Below are 18298 nucleotides of genomic sequence, written 5' to 3' on the forward strand. Positions count from 1 at the left end.
AGACAGTGAAAAAAAACGTACTATGCAACGGCCGTCTCCCGATAATCAACTGGGGGACGGTTATTTAATTTTTTCTGAAACCTGTTGTGGTTGTAAAATGCGATGTATTCTTCAATCGCCGTGTAAAGCGACTCAGCCGTTTTGGGGCGAGTAAGATGAATTTTCTCTGTCTTCAGATGTGAAAAGAAAGATTCTATACAGGCGTTATCATGGCAATTTCCACGTCTGGAATGGCTCGCAATCATCCCATATTCCTCTAAGCGCTTGTTATAGTGATGGGTTGTGTATTGAAATCCTTGGTCTGAATGCAGCATAGTGCCATGTAGATCCGTTACACCATGCAGCTTCTCAAGTGTCTGCATGACGAGCTTTAAGTCGTTACGTATCGAAAGCTGCCAGGAAACAACTTCGTTATTGTAGAGATCCTGGATCACGGACAGGTAATAAAACTGCTCTCCTGCTCGGATGTAGGTAATATCGGTAACTAATTTTTGGAATGGTCTCTCTGACTGAAACTCCCTATCTAGACGATTTGGGTTTACGAGCACGTTTCTTTACTGAAGAAACGTCTTTTCTTACGGATAACAGACTGGATCTCGAGACGCTTCATCAATCTGTAGACACGTTTATGGTTGATGTGTAGGCCTTCTTTTCGTAACGCTGTGGTCATTCTTTTGTAGCCATAATAAGGATGGAGACGATGGATAGCCATAATATGCTCTTTAATCGTCTGTTCTGCTTCTCGTCTTAAGCTTCTTTGCGTACAGCTCTTAAGCCACTTGTAGTAGCCTGCACGAGAAACCTGGGCAATCACAAGCAGCCAGCTTAAAGGGTACCGTTGATGCATTTCTTGGATGATTAGAAACCGATCGCCTTTTCGTGTCACTCCTTGTGCAGATTTGGATACTGCTTTTTTAGATATTCATTCTCCGCCTTTAAAAAGGCCAACTTTTCCTCTAGACTTGCGAACTTCGTTTTAGGTCGACCTCTGAGGGATGAATGCAGTCCACGACCATCCTCTAATGAAATACCGTTTTGGGATTTCTTAACCCAATCCAACACTTGAGCTTTACTACGAATATTCAATTGTTTCGCTACTTCGCGAGAGCTTACACCTGATTCATAAAGACGAATAGCCTCGCTTTTTAATTGTGCCGTGTATTGGAAAAATAGTTGTCCCTTTTTGCCAGAAAAATCCCCTCCGATTGCAGCTTTTAAGTCCATTGTACCAATGGGCTTTTCTTCACTGTCAACCATGAGGGGATAATACCAATACCGCGGCTTTTTTTATATGCACGTAAGTAGAAGATATCTTAATTGATATATGCCTATTGCAGGTTTAGATGCTCCGAATGAAAAAAGTCGATTCGAAGAATTAGTTTATCTGATGCTGTATGTGCTCAACTAGGCGAATATTATACATTCGCATTACAGAAATGGAGTCTTCTGGAACAAACTAGGAACCAAAATCATTTCTTTGTCTTTTTTAATCAATATGGACAAGCGTTCTATCCGGAAAGTCCGTATTTATGGTTTCGCAACTTCCTCAAGAAGCACCAGTTAAGATATATTAAATTTCACGATTTGCGCCATACATCGGCCACACTACTGATCAATCAAGGTGTCCATGCAAAAATTATCTCTGAACGATTGGGTCACGCGAGCATCACGAGAACCATGAATATATATGGCCATGTATTATCGAAAGCAGACAAAGAAGCTGCGAATAAGTTTGACTTGGCTCTTCCCTTTTTAGCCGGTATAAAGCCAAAAGAACCTGAACGATATTCTGAATAAGCGCTCAGGTTCCTTAACAATCAGAAGCCCGTTAATTCAACGTTCATCTAACAAGCAGTGCGACAGACTCTACGTGCACAGTGTGTGGAAACATATCCACCGGCTGCACCTCCACAGTCCGGTACCCGCCATCTTCCAGCAAGCGCAAGTCACGCGCCAAGGTAGCCGGATTGCACGACACGTACACTACGCGTTCCGGCTTCATCGCCAGGATCGTACCCAGCAGCGCTTCGTCGCAGCCTTTGCGCGGGGGATCGACGACGATGACGTCGGGGACGATGCCCTCTTCGCGCCAGCGCGGGATGACGACCTCGGCCGGGCCGGCTTCGAAGGCGGCGTTGGCGACGCCGTTGAGCGCGGCGTTGCGCTTGGCGTCTTCAATGGCCTCCGGCACGATCTCGACGCCGTGGACATGGCCGGCTTGGCGCGCCAGGAAGAGTGAGATCGTCCCGATGCCGCAGTACGCATCGATGACTTGCTCCGTGCCGGTCAGCGCGGCGTATTCGACCGCCTTGCGGTACAGCTCTACCGTCTGCACCGGGTTCACTTGGTAGAACGACCGGGCGGAGATGGCGAAGCGGATGCCGTCGAGCTCGTCGTAGATAACCTCGCTGCCCCAGAGGACGCGGGTCTCGTCGCCGAAGATGACGTTGGTGTCGCGATTGTTGATGTTTTGCACGATGCTCGTCACGCCAGGGATCGTTTCGCGGATGCGCGAGATCCATTCCTCCGCATTCGGGATGCGCTTGCCGTTCGTAATCAGCACGATCATCGCCTCGCCGGTCACGAACCCGACGCGGGCCATGACGTGGCGGAGCAGACCTTGGCCGGTCTCCTCGTTGTACGCGGTGATGCCGAGCTCGCGGCCGATGCGCTTCACGCGGACGACGATCTCGTCGTTGCTGTTGTGCTGGATCAGGCACTCGTCCATGTCGATGATCCGGTGGCTGCCGCGGGCATAGAAGCCGCCGATCAGGCGCTCGCCGTTCAGATCCGACTGCGGCAGGCCATCCTTGCCGTGGATCGCTCCGCTCACCGCCATGCCCATCGGCACGGACGCCTTATTGCGGTAGCGCCACGGCTCGCCCATGCCGATCGTCGGATGCACGATTAACGCGTGCTGCTCTGCCTCTTCAACCGCATCGCTGCTCTCGCCTCCGGCGGCGCGAACCGCCTCTCCAGCGACCCGCATCTTCCCGATCCGCTCCAGGCTGTCCACCACATGCTGCCGCTTCCACTTCAGCTGTGCGGCATAGCCCATATGCTGCAGCTGGCAGCCGCCGCACTGCTTGTAGATCGAACACGGCGCGTCGACGCGGTCAGCACTCGGCGCGACGATCTCCGTCAGTTTCGCGTAGCCGTACGTCTTCTTAATTTTCATCACGCGCGCACGCACGGTTTCGCCTGGAAGCGCCCCCTGCACAAAAAGGGTAAAGCCGTCCACGCGGCCTACCCCTTCGCCTTCATGTGTCAGGCCAATGATCTCGACGGTGACCTCATCATTTTTAATGACTGGCGCGGTAGCATTGTCTTTCCTGCCTTCGTTTTTACCTGCCTTCTTGACGTGCTTGCTCTTGAACTTGCTCATCTTAAATATCCGCTCCATCATCAGCTTCGCTTGATCACTCGGTTATCTTTGTCATTCGAACACTGCGGTGCTGTTAATTCCGATCCCAATGTTACATAAATATTATCCCCTCATATTAACACATGTAATAAGTCGAAAACTATCTATTTGAGCAATGAATCCATGATCTTACAACACGGAAATGAGAAGTCATATCGGATGCATGGATGAAAAGGGTAGTGCAGAGGCGGCCGTTCGCTTCCTAAACGGAAGCGGAAGCAGTCCGGAATCCTGCCGAGGACTTGAACGTCTACAAATCCCGGAAGTACGACCCCGCATCGCAACACCCCACTACGATCATAACCTCTTTACTATTGATGTGTCCGAGCTACTCCTACGAAAGACCACTGCCTGAAACGATCTTCCATTTATCGACATCCTTTCTCATTGAGGTTTGATCAGTTATAGCCTAGAATAGGCGGTACTCGACGTGATTGAATGCGTTTACATAAGGAGGAGGGAAGGCGTGAATCGGCTCAGGCATTTGTTCTTGCGCAGCATTCAGGCTCGTTTGATGACGTTTATTTTCGTGACGATCATTCTACCGCTGCTCTTTCTAGGGTTCATGACGTTCCGTGCTTCATCTGGCATTATCGAGCGCAGCGTCACCTTAAACACGTCGGAAACGATGGACCAGGTGCTCGACAATATCGAGTTCCATCTGAGCGGCATGGAGAGTGTGGCCACCGATATCATCTTCAATTACTCGATTAACAGCAACTTGCGTAAAATGTCGGGCCGGTACGACGAAGCGGAGATACAGGCTGTCAACGAAATCAAAGCATTGCTCACTAAGCAGCTTAGTATGCAGGACGGCATCGAGTCCGTCTTCCTGATCGGCGATGATTATTTCCTCGTCAGCAGCAGCAATACGAACCGGGCGTCGTCGTTGGACCACGTGCCCTCACTGATGAAAAAGCAGGACTGGTACCGGGCCACCTCGGAGCAGGGTGGAAAGAGCTATTTTACGATCGTGCCGGACGAAACCACTGAAAAAACGGATGTAGAGACGAAGTCAATCGTGGTGGACGGCGAGCAGAACAGGCCGATTCGAATGGCGCGGCTGTTTCGGGATATCCAAACCGGTAACCCGCTCGGATTGCTCGGTGTTGACATGGATTACCGCGTTATCGACGCAATCGTATCGCGGCTGCACAGCGGGTATAACGGCTCGCTCATCCTGGTAGACGAAGACGGCAATACGATCTACAAGCGAGATCCGAGTCAGCGGTTCTCCTCGTCCGCTTCGCTCGCTGGGTTAAAGCTCGTAAGCGGCGTTGACCGAGTGAATGTAAATGGAAAGCGGATGCTGCGCATTTATCGAACCTCTCATCTCAGTGGCTGGAAAGCGGTTCAGCTGATCCCGTATTCCGAAATTTTAGCACCGGTCCAGTTCATCAAGCGCTTGACCTTGCTTCTTGTATTGATCTGCCTTGCGGCGTCCCTGGTTATGGCGGCCTTCCTGTCCAGCAGACTCGTAAAACCACTCAAAAATTTGGTACGCCTGATCAAGAAGGTACAGCATGGTGACCTGGACGTGCGCTTGGATACGATCCGCAATGACGAGATTGGGTATTTAAGCAAGAACTTCAACATGATGACCGCGCGGCTCAAGGAGATGCGCAGTGAAATATACCGGGAACAGGAATTAAAACGGCAGGCCGAGTTGTCCGCACTGCAGGCGCAGATCCAGCCGCATTTTTTGTACAACACACTCGATTCCATCAAGTGGATGGCGGTGATCCGGGGCGAGCAGCAGATCAGCGACATGATCTCCGCGCTCGTGAATCTGCTGCGCAGCAGCGTGAATTTGGGAGACGAGACTATTCCGCTTCGCAGGGAAATCGAGAATCTCAAACATTACATTCATATCCAACAGATGCGTTACTGCCATTCGTTCTCGATAGAATACGATGTAGCCGAGGAGGTGCTCGACTGCGTCGTCCCGAAGCTGACCCTGCAGCCGCTCGTGGAAAATGCTTTGTTTCACGGACTCGAGGCGATTGAAAGCGGCGGGTTAATCACCTTGGAAGCCAAGCTGGAGGACGGGCATCTTGTCTGTCGAATCGTCGACAACGGCAAGGGTATGAGCGCAGACCTCATTAAAGACGTCCTGGCTGGGCGATTCCAATCCCGCTTCTCGGGCATAAGCGTCAAGAATGTACATGAACGACTTCAGCTTCATTGTGGACTGCAGTACGGACTCACTTTTCAAAGTACGGAAGGAAAGGGAACGACGGTCACAGTCCGGTTCCCCGCATTACGGCTGAAGGGGGGAGCTCAGATTGCATAAGGTCTTGTTTGTGGACGACGATATCCTCGTGCGAGTCGGCCTTCGCATCTTGATCAATTGGACAGACGCGGGGTGGGAGATCGCCGGAGAGGCATCGAACGGCGCCCAGGCACTGGAAATGATTGAGGCACTGCGGCCGGACCTGCTGATCATGGACATGAAAATGCCTCAGATGGATGGCGCCGTCCTGCTTCAGCGCCTGCGGGAACGCGACCGGAGGCTCCGGATCATCGTGCTCAGCTGTTACGACGACTATGCCTACATGCGCGAGGCACTGGCAGCCGGGGCAAATGAATACATCCTGAAGCCGGAGCTGACCAGTGCCGTCCTCGAAGCAGCGATCGGTCGTATTCGCGAGCAGATCAATGAGACCGAGCAGCGGGACAAAGAATATTACCAGCTGAAGAAACAAGCAGCCCTACAGACACATTTCGCTAGGGACAGTTTCTTTCGTGAGCTGCTTCGCGGCAGCTACACATCGCGCGACGAGCTGGACGCAGCGGTGGTGAAGCACGGCATTGACTTGCCCGATCGCGCATACGCGGTGATGTTGTTCTCAGCCGACAAGCATCTTGGCGTGCCCGACCATCAAGGGACCCAAAAACGGGAAGCTGTTGACAACGCACTGTTCAATATCATCCACGGACAGCTACAGACAATCTCCGTCTCCTGCATGATCCGGGAGGCGGACAGCGGCGATTATATCGCGGTAGTCAGCGGTTCGTCGGATGAGGGCCTCCTGCAAGAAGCGGAACACGCAGCGAACCGGGCGGTGCAGGCAGCGGCGGCTTACACGAGGCTGCAGCTCACGGTGGGGATTGGCGCGCCCGTTCGGGATCCGCTGCGCCTGCGTGAAGCGTTTGTCAGTGCGCGAGATGCTCTGCGCTGCAGACTGCTGTGTGAAAATCAAGCCGTCTTCACATACGTACAAGCCGGCGGGGTCGATGATGGACGGCTGCGGGAAGGATTAAAGGCGCTGCAGGTTCGGCTGCAGGAGCTGTTCACCGCGCTGGCAGGCGGGGACATGAACCGAGGAGAAGCGTTGACCTATTCGCTCGTCGGCGACATCTGCCGCAGCGGCAGTGTCAGGATGCTCAAAGCCTTGTGTGTGGAATTGGCCGGCTGGTATAACAGGCAGGCGGATTATGCACATTTCGAGGACGGGCCTGTTCCGGAATGCGTTAACTTAAGCGCCGATGAATTGTTAAATACCCGGGTACCCTCGGAATTGGCACAGCTTTTCTTAGAGCGGGCAGGCAGGCTGCAGGCAACCGGCATGCCGTTGCCTTCCGCCGCGGTAGCGCCCCCGATTCGGAAGGCAATCGAATATATTCAGACCTACTACGAGCGCCATATCACGCTAGCCGATCTGTCAGATCACATCGGAATGAGCAAGAGTCATTTAAGCGCAGTGTTCCGGGAGCAGACGGGCCTTAATTTCGTGGACTACGTAACCCATTACCGCATTGAGCGTGCGAAGCGACTGCTACGGACGGACGCCGGCAAAATATACGAAATCGCTACAAAGGTTGGCTTTGACAACGAGAAGTACTTCAGCCAGGTGTTTCGAAGCAAAGTCGGTGTAACGCCGACCGAGTACAAGAAGATGACCTTCTAATCGGCATGCCCAGCCGTAAGATTTTGCACCATACCGAAAAATCGTGGAGGTTTTATGCTAACCCTTCGGCTTTAGTCGGAGCTTGCCAGACAAACGGATAAGAAATTGGGGGGAATCAAAAGACTGGCGCATTGTGCCTCCTTGCCCCCAGAGCTATCATGATCTTAACGGTAGTAAGCGTTTACATAAACGATTGCTCACACCGCACTGCCGTAATGAACAGTAGGGGGATGCTGTTGAATGATCGGAAAGAAGAAGCTGCTGGCTACCGTGCCACTCTTTGCCATGCTGCTTGCCAGCGCTTGCGGCAATGGCGGAAACGGCAGCGATGCCGGTACTAACGAAAACGGAACAGCACAGGTCAACGACGGCGCCGCGAATGCGGGAACGAATGGAACGAATGAAGCTCAGTCCACAAGAGATCCTGTCACGCTTCGCATTCTAGGCAGCTCGGGCTTCACCGAGGATATCATCAAGTCGATTACGCCGGAACTCGTAGCGAAAGGAATCAAGCTGGAGACGGAATTTTACGACTGGGTGACCTATGATGGCAAGCAGAAGCTCGCGATGACGAGCCAGGGCGGAGATTACGACGTGGTGTTTTTACCGGGAAATTACACTGTCCTATGGGCGAATTCAAAAGCCGCGCTTCCGATGGACGACTTCTTTTCGAAATACGGTTATGACGAGAACGATTATTACGAATCCGTCAAAAGCTACGGAAAAGTGGACGGCAGTTGGTACATGGCTCCATTCTCAGCGGAAGCCATGGTCTATTTCTATCGGAAGGATCTTTATGACGCGGCAGGTCTCCAGCCGCCAAAAACGATGGATGAGATGTATGAAACCGCGAAGAAGTTGACGAAGGATGGCATGTACGGCATCGCCTACCCTGGAGGGCCAGACGAAGGTTCATCGAGCTTCTGGAGCTATTTCTTCTGGTCCTACGGAGGCAAGTATTACGATGAAAGCATGAAGCCGCTTCTGAACACCCCGGAAGCCGTTCAATCCGCCGAGATGTTTGCCAAGATTCTTAAAGAAACAGCGCCGAAAGGTGTAGCGACGTGGCAGAACGAAGAGACCGTGGCCGCCTTCAACTCCGGCAGCGTGGCGGCAACCGTCATGTGGCCTGGCTACCTCAGTTCTTTCACCGACAAGAGCAAAAGTAAGATTTACGATAAATTCGCTGTAGCGCCGGTGCCGGCTGGACCGAGCGGCAAGGCAGTACCGCGCTTTGGTGCGTGGGGAATCGCAGTTACCTCCAACGTCAAGAACAAGGACGCTGCGTACGAATTCATCCATGCGTTTACAAAGCCCGAAACGATGAAAGAAATCGCCAAGCAGACGTCCACGGCAAGCAAATCGATTAATGCCGATCCGGAACTCCGGAAACTCAATCCGACGCTCGGCGCATCCGCTGACGTGCTGAACACCGCGCAGGAACGGCCCTCGTTCGCTGAATCGGCGCAAATCAACACGCAGGTCGGTAACGCAATCAACTCAATCGTCGCGGGCAAATCGGCATCCGCGACACTGGACGATCTGCAGAAGACGGTGGAAGGCATCTTGAAGGATGCGGGCTATTACGACAAATAAAGCGGCTGGTTACATGCGGGAGTCGGACGGCTTTGCAGCCGCTCGGCTCCTTCATATGCACTTGTCACGAAAGGAGAGCGCCATGCGTAAAAATGCCGCCCCCTATGTGTTTCTAGCACCGACCCTGCTCTTATTTCTCTGCATTTTCTTGTTTCCGATCGGATACGTGATCTGGACGAGCATGTTTCGCTGGAATCTGATGAAGCCGCAGGCGGGCAAACGCTTTATCGGGCTTGATAATTTCACCAGCATGCTAGCCAGCGACCAATTCAGAACCTCGATGCTTGTCACGCTAAAATTCGTCCTTCTCTCGGCTCCCACAGGCATTGTGCTAGGGCTCGGCCTGGCGCTGCTGCTGAACCGCCCGTTCCGGGGAAAAAGGCCAATCCAGGCGCTCGTACTCACCCCCATGATGATTGCTCCGGTCGCCGTTTACCTGTCTTGGAAATTCCTGCTCGATCCCACCTTCGGCATTGTCAACTATCTGCTTGGGCAGCTGGGTATCGAAGGACCGGGCTGGTTTTCTGACTCAGGCACGGCGCTCATCTCCGTAGCGATTGTCGACATTTGGAGCACAATTCCATTCGTGTTCCTGGTCATGTATGCCGCGCTTCAAGCCGTGCCGCAGGATCCTGTAGAATCGGCGCAGGTGGACGGGGCAAACCGGCTGCAGATCTTCTGGCACGTGACGTTGCCGAGTATTAAGCCAGTGCTGCTTGTGATGCTCATTATCCGCATTATGGACACGATCCGCATCTTCGACAACATTTATGTGCTGACGAAGGGCGGCCCGGCCAATGCGACGCGGACGGTTCAGTTCCTCGACTATGAGCTGGCGTTCAACTCCTTCGATATCGGGAAAGGATCCGCCTTGGCGTTGATTATCGTCGCAGTTATTCTAATCGTCGGGTCACTCTTGATCCGCGAAATGAATAGGACGAACGAGGAGCTGAGACTATGAGCGGGATGACGGGTCAAGGTCGGAGCATGCCCGGATCCGAGCTGAACAAGGCACGAATGCGGACGGCCAGCATCCATACCAGGAATGCGGCGGAGCCCGCATTGTTCACGCTGCTTACTGCGGTGACGCTGATTTTCCTGCTTACGCCAACGATCTGGATGATCGTAACGGCGTTCAAGCCGAACAGCGAAGCGATGTCGCTGCCGCCCAAATTGCTGTTCACGCCGGTGCTGGATAATTTCAAGACGGTGCTGAAAAATCCAAGCTTCCTCAAGTCGTTCCTGAACAGCGCCGTCATTGCGGTACTGACGACACTGCTTACCTTGTTTTGCAGTGCGACAAGCTCCTACGCGTTGACACGGTTTCGGCTCGTTGGCGCCAACACACTGTCAACGCTGATTCTGATTTCCCGCATGATACCGGCCATTGTACTCGGCCTTCCGCTATACATCATCGCGAGAACGTTCGAGCTTCTCGATACGTATTTCATCATGGTCATCGCCATCACGACATTCGCGCTACCATTCCAGATCTGGCTGCTGCTCGGCTTCTTCGCGCAGATCCCGAAGGCACTGGATGAATCGGCCCTCATTGACGGCTGCAGCTGGTATTCCGCTTTCTTGCGGGTCATTCTGCCGATCGCGGCGCCCGGCCTGGCAGCGACGGCAATCATGACGTTCCTGTTCAGTTACAACGACTTCTTCTTTTCCCTCATCCTGACGGGGAAGAACATCAAGACTGCGCCGCTCGCCGTCATGGAGTACATGGGGCTGCGGACGTTCGACTGGGGCGCGATCATGGCAACCGGCGTGCTGCTTGCCGTGCCCACGCTGGTCATTGGCATTGTCTTTCAGCGGTTCATGATTCAAGGCATGACAGCCGGCGCGGTTAAAGGATAGTTCCGAATTACGCGCTGCAAAACACACAACTGAGAGCACTCTTGTCCGCTTCGGTAGATAAGAGTGTTTTTTATTTTTGCTTCAAGGGAATAGGTCTTACATTGAACACGCTCCAAACCATTCAGCTGAGGAGGAATGTTCATATGAGCGATGCAGCTGAAACCTTTCCGACCGAAAGCGTGCAGACCGCGGATTGTGGAACAATCGTGTACTCGCCAGGAGGTCGGTACGGCCCGCGATATCAATCGGATTTTCAGCTCGTTCTGCTCCACACGGGACATTTAAAGGTCACGATCGACGATGCAAGTCATGTCGTGACGCCTGGAAACGCCGTGCTGCTGAGGCCCGGCCACTGGGAATATTTCGAGTTCGCGTCGGACCAAGAGACGTGGCATCGCTGGATCGCTGTGGCCGTCGCGGACGCGGACGCGACGAAATGGGACGAGCTTCCATTCATTCTGCCGATCTCGTCCGAAATGAATAAATTGACGGACCTCATGCTGGAGATGAAGCCCGGCGCCTCCGCAGACAGCCTCCGGATGAAATGCCTGGGGCTTGCCGCCCTGTATCAATTTTCGCACGAAGCTAAATGCGAGGATTACGAAGAGAACATCCATGTATCGGTCGCCTTGGCAAAGCGCATGATTCACGAGCGTTACGCCCAAAACTGGACGCTCGTTGACCTTGCCATGCAGGCAAACGTCACGCCTGAACATTTGATCCGGCTGTTCCACACGTACGAGAATACGACACCGATCAAATATTTATGGCATTACCGGGTCAGGCAGGCTGCGGAAATGCTCGCCGTTACAGGGTATTCCGTAGCGGAAATCGCTGAACGCTGCGGATTCAAGTCGACCATCCATTTCTCAAAATGTCTGAAGCAGCGCACCGGGAAATCGCCGTCTGAAATCAGACGGGATGCCTGGCAGAGGAAGGAGGCGTTCCGGCTCGCCGAGCGATATCAATTCTAGTTCATTTTTCGTCAATGGGGTGATATTGTCCGACTGCCATACCGGTGCTATCCTTCATGTAGACATTTACAGCGCTTACAAAACACTTACAAAATCGGTTAACGATGGAGGGGTATTCGTGAAAAGAGGGCTTGGTTTGCTCGCTGCAAGCAGCTGCTTACTCTACTTGGTCGGATGCAGCACGGATGCGGGGAATTCAGAAGAGAACGTTTCGTCTTCTGCCGGCAAGAAGACGATAACGATTTGGACATTCGCGGACACACACAAGCAGTACTACGACGAAATGAAAGCGAACTACGAAAAGGAACATCCGGACATAAACATCAAGATTGAATTACTGGAATTCACGGCGATGTTCGATAAATACACGGTTATCGCCCAGTCTGGCGGCAAAGGTGCCCCAGACCTGATCGACGTCGAGCAAGGGGCGTTCCCCCGGTATATCAAAGGGGATGTCCCGTTTGAGCCGCTTAACCCCTACATGGAAAGGGACGGTCTGTCGGAGGCAATTCCAAAAGGGCGACTGGATCTTTACACGGTCAACGATAATGTTTTCGGTATCGAAATCGCCGCCTGCGTCTCCGCACTCTACTACCGGAAAGACATTTACGACGCGGCGGGCATCGACGTTTCGAAGCTGAAGACATGGGATGCCTTCATGGAAGCATCCAAACCGCTGATCGACAAGAACACGTTCATTCTGAGCGGCACCGAGAAAGACGAAGGGGTATTCGAGCAGTTGCTTCGCCAAGAAGGCGGCGACATGGTCACGAAAGACGGCAAGATCGGCTTCGACACCCCGACGGGGATCGAAGTGCTGCAGCGAATCAAAGACTGGAAGGATCAAGGCCTGATGAGCAAATCGTCACCGGAAGGGCCGCAGGCTTGGGAAGCGTACACGAAAGGGCAATTTATCGCAGCGTTCGGACCCGACTGGTGGGCGGGACAGCTCGTGCAGAACGCTCCGGACCTGAGCGGGAAATGGGCGGCCGTACCGATGCCGCTCGGCGGACCAAGCTCTATACCGACGACCGTGAACGGCGGAACGGGCATGGCGCTCAGCAAGTTCAGCGCCAACAAGGAAGAAGCGTGGGATTTTTTGAAATACACGCATTTAAATACAGAAAACATTGTGAGCAGCTTCCAAATCATCAACCTGTTCCCAGCCTTGACGAGTGCAGCAGTATCGCCCGACCTGCACAAAGAAAACGCCACAACCAAGTACTTTGACGGTCAGGACATTGCCTCGCTCTACGCGGATCTTGGCACGCAGGCGCCGAGCCAGAATCAGGCTTGGTGGCGCTCGCTGATAGGCAAAGCCTGGGACAAATATGAGCCTGATTACCAGAACGGCAAAATGACGCCGGAAACGTTCCTCGGCAGCGTGGATAAAGAGCTGCAAAGCCTGATCGATGCAGAGCAAGCGCGGAAATAAGGAGGACGAACGATGACGACGCATGCATCTGCGCGCTGGAAGCTGGCACCGCTGCTGTTCATCTGCCCGTTTTTTGCCCTCTACGCCGTATTTGGATTGTATCCCATCCTGTACGGCTTCTGGCTCAGCTTGATGAAAGGGACGGACAGCTACACTTTCGCAGGGTTGTCCAACTATCTGTTCGTTCTGAAGGACGGCTTCTTCTGGAAAGCGATGTGGAACGGCACCAAGCTCGCGCTTGGCAGCCTCTTCCTCATTCTGCCGGTCGCGCTCGGCGTGTCCCTGCTGCTTAATCGGCCGTATATCGCGAAGCGCAAAGGTTTCTTCGCGACATTCTTTTTCACCCCGAATATTACATCCGCGGTCGCGGTCGGAATCATCTTCAAGCTGCTGCTCGACCGGGACAATGGCGTGCTCAACCAGTTGCTCGGCCTTGTCGGCGTTTCGCCGATCGGATGGCTAAAGGATCCGGCATGGACAATTCCAGCGCTGATCCTTCTGTGTGGGTGGAAATACTTGGGCGTAAACATTTTGTTCTTCCTTGCCGGGCTGCAGAACGTGCCGCGCGAGTTAATTGAAGCGGCTAAGATTGACGGCGCGGCACCGGCGCAGCGGCTGTGGTTCGTGACGATTCCACTGCTGCGGCCGATAATGACCTTCATCGTGTTTCAATGCCTGCTCGGCTCCTACGGGATGTTCAGCGAAGCATTCATCTTGGCGGGGAGCGGCTTTGGACCGGAGAACTCCCTGGTATTCCCGACCTCGTATTTATACGACGAAGCGTTCCGGCGTCAGGATTTCACGTACTCATCGGCACTCGGATACGTCTTCACGCTGTTGCTGCTGGTCATCGGTTTCATTCAGCTCAAGATGTTCAAGCTAAACAATTCGGAGGAATAGGAGGGGAGACAACGTGCAGAAATTAGCTGCGGCAACCGCCGAAAGTCTCCCGGTGAAACAATCGTCCCGAATAAGCGGGCACGGATCAGGCCGCCTTCTGGCGTTCGCTGTACTCATCCTATTAAGCCTGCTGTTCCTAACCCCGTTCCTGTTCATGATTGGTACGGCGTTCAAACGATACGAAGATATCGTAGGTGATCCGCTCAATCCGCTACCGATTCGCCCGACATTAAGCAACTTCAGCCATTTATTTGAGAAACTTCCCTTCTTTGCGCTCCTGGCCAACAGCTTGATCATCGCCGTGTCTGTGACCTTGCTCGCCATCGTGTTCAATTCGCTCGTAGCGTATGGGTTCGCCCGATTCGAGTTTAAAGGCAAGCACGGGCTGTTCATGGGCATGCTGGCGACGATGATGATTCCGGGCCAAATTACGCTAGTTCCGTCTTTTATGATGTTCCGCTCCTTCGGCTGGCTGGATACGTTTTGGCCGCTCATCCTGCCAGGTATCGTCGGCGCCTTCGGTGTCTTTCTCATTAGGCAGGTGATGACGGCTATCCCGAAGGAAATTTTCGACAGCGCCAGAATCGACGGCTGCTCGGAGCTTGGCAGCTTCTTCCGCATTGCCCTTCCGCTCAGTGGAAGCGCGATTGGAATCGTCGCACTACTGACGTTCATGGGGGCGTGGAACGATTACCTGGGACCACTTATTTACTTAAGCTCGGGCTCCAAAATGACACTCGCCGTCGGGTTAACGACGATGAACAATCCATATAAGATCGACTACGCATCCCCGATTACTGGCGCGCTGCTGATGTCGCTCCCCGTGCTTGCGCTGCTCAGTGTAATAGGGCACAAATATTTCGTCGACGGTATCACAGCAGGTTCGATTAAGGGCTAGCTCGCTGCCGATCGCCACGCATGACGGCCGCTTCCGGCAATATTTTATAGCGGCATGGAAAACAAACTGAAACATATATGTGTCAGCCAAAACGGGCGAGGCGGTCAAATTTGACTAAAGAGCGCGACAAGACAAAAGTGGAAATCGACGTCTTGGGGCTGCCCTTGGCCGGCATATGCACTTACGAGGAGGCTTGCCGGCCGCCTCATGGCATTGATCCAGGCGATATTCCGCTGCTCCAGATGAGGCATCCGCTCAAAGTCCGTTTCGCCTTCCAAAAATAAGGAGGTTTGTAGATGCGATTTAAGCGTTTGAAGCTCGTATTGCTTCCATTTGTATTGGTTTTCACCCTAGTTTTGAATGGATGTACACAAGATAACACCAAAGTATTCCGAGATTTAGGCGGGTGGCCGAAACCGCCGTTGTTTCAAGGTAACCCTTTTGCTTCAGGAGGCGTAGGCCAGGCTTGGCAGTATACGTATGAGGGATTATTTCAGATTGTTCGCTCAACGGATAAAATTTATAACCGTTTGGCCGAATCGGTTGAGCATAATGGCAACAAAACCGTAATCAAAATAAGACCGGGTGTAACTTGGCAGGACGGCAAGCCATTTACCAGCAAGGATGTAAAAAGCTATTACTTGCTCAATAACGGTGTCGAGATCACGAAGTATCTAAGCAGCGTTGGAATCGTCGACGATACGACGGTTGTATTTGAGTGGCAGGAACCCGCCCCGTTTATGGAAATGAAAAATTTGTTTCTTGCGCAAGATTATCAGGCCACGATTCCTTATCATCTCTATGGTAAATATGTAGATAAGGCGGATGAATTGTTAAAGCAGGCCAAAAAGACAGACGATCCCGACAAAAAGGGGCCTTTCGGCTTGGAAATTACAGATAAGCTGCGCAAAGAGATCGATAAGAACTGGCAGGACTTTTTAAAGGCAGGTCCTAAGATGCCTGTCGGAACGGGTCCGTTTATCGTGAAGAAAGTAACTGCTTCCGATATGATTTTGGAGAAAAACGAGAAGTATTGGAGGGCTGAAAATATTAAATTCGACCGGATTTTCATTAAAAATCCGGGGTCCGATTCATCCGGCTTAGCCTTGTTGAAATCGGGCAAGATCGATACATTTCCTGGTACGCCACCTAGAGATATTCTGGAGAATATGTTGGCTACCAACAAGGATCTTGTCCATTACCGAATGTTCGACCCCGCTACGATCGGAATGGTATTCAATCTGGATAAACCGCCATTCGATAATCAGAAATTCCGTCAGGCCATCGTTTACGCGCTGGATCGAACGAAGATTCGCGAGGTCGGCAACTACTATGGGCAGGAAGCGGACGTCTCGATGAGCGGAATGCCGCAATCCGAACTTTCCAAATGGATCACGCCGGACAACCGCGAGACAATGACAAAGTTCACGTATAACCCTGACAAGGCGGGAGAACTGTTAACCGAGCTGGGCTGGAAGAAAGGCGATGACGGCAACTGGGTAGACCCGAGCGGCAAGACGCCGAACTTTATAATCGGGGTGAGCGGCGGATGGCTGCAAGCGGTGAACTCCGCCCAGATCGCCGCAGAGCAGATGACGAAATTCGGTCTTCCGACCAAATTGCTGGCTGTCGATGGCAGCGTGTATTATAACAACGCGACCAAGGACAAAGGCGCTTATCATATGTCCGTCGATTGGGTGGACGTTTCCTGGGGCTTCATGTTCCCGTGGAATTCACTGCGGAATTTCTACTGGGGCAACATCGGAAATATGGCTCATTTGCCCAAATATAAGGATGGCCCGGATAAAGGGAAATTGAATTTGAAGGTGCCGGGTCCCGGCGGACAGGTCGTTGACATTGAAAAGACATTAAATGCAATGCCCTATATGCAGACGGATGAGGAGCGCAAGGAGGCCATTTACAAGCTGGCATGGATAACGAATGAAAACGCATATGGAGTCGGATTTTTCCAAAATACGACCGGTTATTTCGAGAATGTAAAGACGGTCAAGGGCTGGCCGAGAGAAGACGAATTCGAGAAATACAATCGCAGCCTTCCAGTGCCGACTGAACCTGAAGACATCGATGCGGTTTCCGAAATTAACTTTGGTTTCGGGGGGATCACGTACTTCGTGGAAGGAAGATTGTCGCCTAGAGAGCAGCCTTGATTAAGAAATAACTAAAGCTCACTCTCCATTATCGAACCATGCTCGGGCTTCACGGTGATCGAACGTATCTTGTGTACGTGTCCATTGTTATGAAGCCCGAAACCTACCCCATTTTCTAAAGGAGGCTCAGGATGTGACACCCTTTATTGTGCTTAAGAGAATTGGGATGGCTTTTGTTACCGTATGTTTGGCTACGGTATTAACCTTCGTATTGCTACGTTTAACGCCGGGTAACGCTATTGATGCATGGGCCCGCGATTATGCAACGCAGTTGGGGAGTACATTGGAAGAAGCCTACCGGCGCATTGCAGCGATGATTAATTACAATCCGAATGAACCGATACATGAACAGTTTGTTCGATATATTTCTGGTCTTCTGCGAGGGAACCTTGGCGTTTCCATGGTTTATCAGCAAATTACGGTAAACTCCATTATTGCCAACGCGATGCCTTGGACGATTTTCGTTGCAACCATTTCTCTTTTCATCAGTTTTGTAATCGGGATGCTGCTGGGCGTGAGAATGGCTTGGAAAAGAAACTCTGTCCTGGAGCCGGTGGTTTCCTTATTTACCGTTATTACCTCGGCTATACCGGATTTTATTTTTGCGATCTTGCTGTTGGTTGTTTTTGCATATGGGTTAAACTGGTTTCCCGTTAACGGCGCATACGATCCCTTTGTGACTCCTGGCTTCAATCTCGACTTTATTGTGAGCGTGCTCTACTATGCCGCTATGCCGATCCTGACCTTCGTCATAACGAATATCGGTGGATGGGCACTTATGATGAAAGGCAATGCCGTAAGCGTACTTGGTGAAGATTATATTATCGCAGCGAAGGCGCGAGGAATTTCCGAATCGGTCATCATGAACCGGTATGTTATGAAGAATGCGATGCTGCCGATGATCACGATGCTAGCCATCACCTTCGGCAGCATGCTTGGCGGGGCAACGTTGATCGAGAATATCTTCCAATACCCTGGAATTGGATACTTTCTGGGTGAAGCGACGAGAACAAGAGATTATACGGTAATGCAGGGAATCATGCTATTTCTCAGTATCACGATGATCGTTGCCAATCTCATTGCGGATTTGGTTTATTCGAAACTTGATCCGAGAATCAAGGTAGAGGGGTAA

Annotated in this window: 14 protein-coding genes and 1 pseudogene; 13 read left to right on the top strand and 2 right to left on the bottom strand. The window is 52.2% G+C overall.

Translation table 11 applies throughout. The features are described from left to right. Window positions 1-20: 20 nt before the first annotated feature. Window positions 21-1224: pseudogene (locus I8J29_RS22680) on the bottom strand (IS3 family transposase). Between the two features lie 150 nt (window positions 1225-1374). Between I8J29_RS22680 and I8J29_RS22685 the strand changes: the two are divergent. After that, window positions 1375-1797, top strand: coding sequence for a site-specific integrase (locus I8J29_RS22685; RefSeq protein WP_420831150.1), 423 nt, complete (start codon window positions 1375-1377; stop codon window positions 1795-1797). 43 nt (window positions 1798-1840) lie between these two features. Here I8J29_RS22685 and rlmD read toward each other — a convergent pair whose 3' ends face one another. After that, window positions 1841-3385 (bottom strand): 23S rRNA (uracil(1939)-C(5))-methyltransferase RlmD, encoded by a 1545-nt coding sequence (gene rlmD / locus I8J29_RS22690; protein WP_208849751.1) that lies wholly within the window; start codon window positions 3383-3385, stop codon window positions 1841-1843. 505 nt (window positions 3386-3890) lie between these two features. On the opposite strand from rlmD, the gene I8J29_RS22695 reads away from it, so the two are divergent. The 12 genes from I8J29_RS22695 to I8J29_RS34515 all read left to right on the top strand — a co-directional run bounded on the left by I8J29_RS22695 (window position 3891) and on the right by I8J29_RS34515 (window position 18298). Then, window positions 3891-5717 carry a cache domain-containing sensor histidine kinase gene (locus I8J29_RS22695; RefSeq protein ID WP_208849752.1) on the top strand — a complete coding sequence of 609 codons (1827 nt, stop codon included), beginning with the start codon at window positions 3891-3893 and terminating at the stop codon, window positions 5715-5717. Continuing rightward, window positions 5710-7335 (top strand): response regulator, encoded by a 1626-nt coding sequence (locus I8J29_RS22700; protein WP_208849753.1) that lies wholly within the window; start codon window positions 5710-5712, stop codon window positions 7333-7335. The genes I8J29_RS22695 and I8J29_RS22700 overlap by 8 nt, the downstream gene beginning before the upstream one ends. A gap of 240 nt (window positions 7336-7575) precedes the next feature. Next, the gene (locus tag I8J29_RS22705) at window positions 7576-8931 is read left to right on the top strand and encodes an ABC transporter substrate-binding protein (protein WP_208849754.1); all 1356 of its coding nucleotides are present in this window, start codon (window positions 7576-7578) and stop codon (window positions 8929-8931) included. Between the two features lie 82 nt (window positions 8932-9013). Beyond that, window positions 9014-9892, top strand: coding sequence for a carbohydrate ABC transporter permease (locus tag I8J29_RS22710; RefSeq protein ID WP_208849755.1), 879 nt, complete (start codon window positions 9014-9016; stop codon window positions 9890-9892). Continuing rightward, the gene (locus tag I8J29_RS22715; RefSeq protein ID WP_208849756.1) at window positions 9889-10791 is read left to right on the top strand and encodes a carbohydrate ABC transporter permease; all 903 of its coding nucleotides are present in this window, start codon (window positions 9889-9891) and stop codon (window positions 10789-10791) included. The genes I8J29_RS22710 and I8J29_RS22715 overlap by 4 nt, the downstream gene beginning before the upstream one ends. A gap of 143 nt (window positions 10792-10934) precedes the next feature. After that, window positions 10935-11765, top strand: coding sequence for a helix-turn-helix domain-containing protein (locus tag I8J29_RS22720; protein WP_208849757.1), 831 nt, complete (start codon window positions 10935-10937; stop codon window positions 11763-11765). A gap of 118 nt (window positions 11766-11883) precedes the next feature. Continuing rightward, on the top strand, window positions 11884-13200 hold the full coding sequence (locus I8J29_RS22725; RefSeq protein ID WP_208849758.1) for an ABC transporter substrate-binding protein: 1317 nt from the start codon (window positions 11884-11886) through the stop codon (window positions 13198-13200). Window positions 13201-13212: 12 nt separating this feature from the next. Next, window positions 13213-14100 carry a carbohydrate ABC transporter permease gene (locus tag I8J29_RS22730; RefSeq protein ID WP_208849759.1) on the top strand — a complete coding sequence of 296 codons (888 nt, stop codon included), beginning with the start codon at window positions 13213-13215 and terminating at the stop codon, window positions 14098-14100. A 13-nt stretch (window positions 14101-14113) separates the two neighbouring features. Further along, the gene (locus I8J29_RS33915) at window positions 14114-14998 is read left to right on the top strand and encodes a carbohydrate ABC transporter permease (RefSeq protein ID WP_208849760.1); all 885 of its coding nucleotides are present in this window, start codon (window positions 14114-14116) and stop codon (window positions 14996-14998) included. 110 nt (window positions 14999-15108) lie between these two features. Further along, window positions 15109-15282 (top strand): hypothetical protein, encoded by a 174-nt coding sequence (locus I8J29_RS22740; protein WP_208849761.1) that lies wholly within the window; start codon window positions 15109-15111, stop codon window positions 15280-15282. Between the two features lie 12 nt (window positions 15283-15294). After that, window positions 15295-17166, top strand: coding sequence for an ABC transporter substrate-binding protein (locus I8J29_RS22745; protein ID WP_208849762.1), 1872 nt, complete (start codon window positions 15295-15297; stop codon window positions 17164-17166). A 133-nt stretch (window positions 17167-17299) separates the two neighbouring features. Then, complete coding sequence (locus I8J29_RS34515; RefSeq protein ID WP_208849763.1) at window positions 17300-18298, top strand: ABC transporter permease; 999 nt, start codon at window positions 17300-17302, stop codon at window positions 18296-18298.

It is taken from the genome of Paenibacillus artemisiicola, from assembly GCF_017652985.1.
Lineage (GTDB): Bacteria > Bacillota > Bacilli > Paenibacillales > Paenibacillaceae > Paenibacillus_Z > Paenibacillus_Z artemisiicola.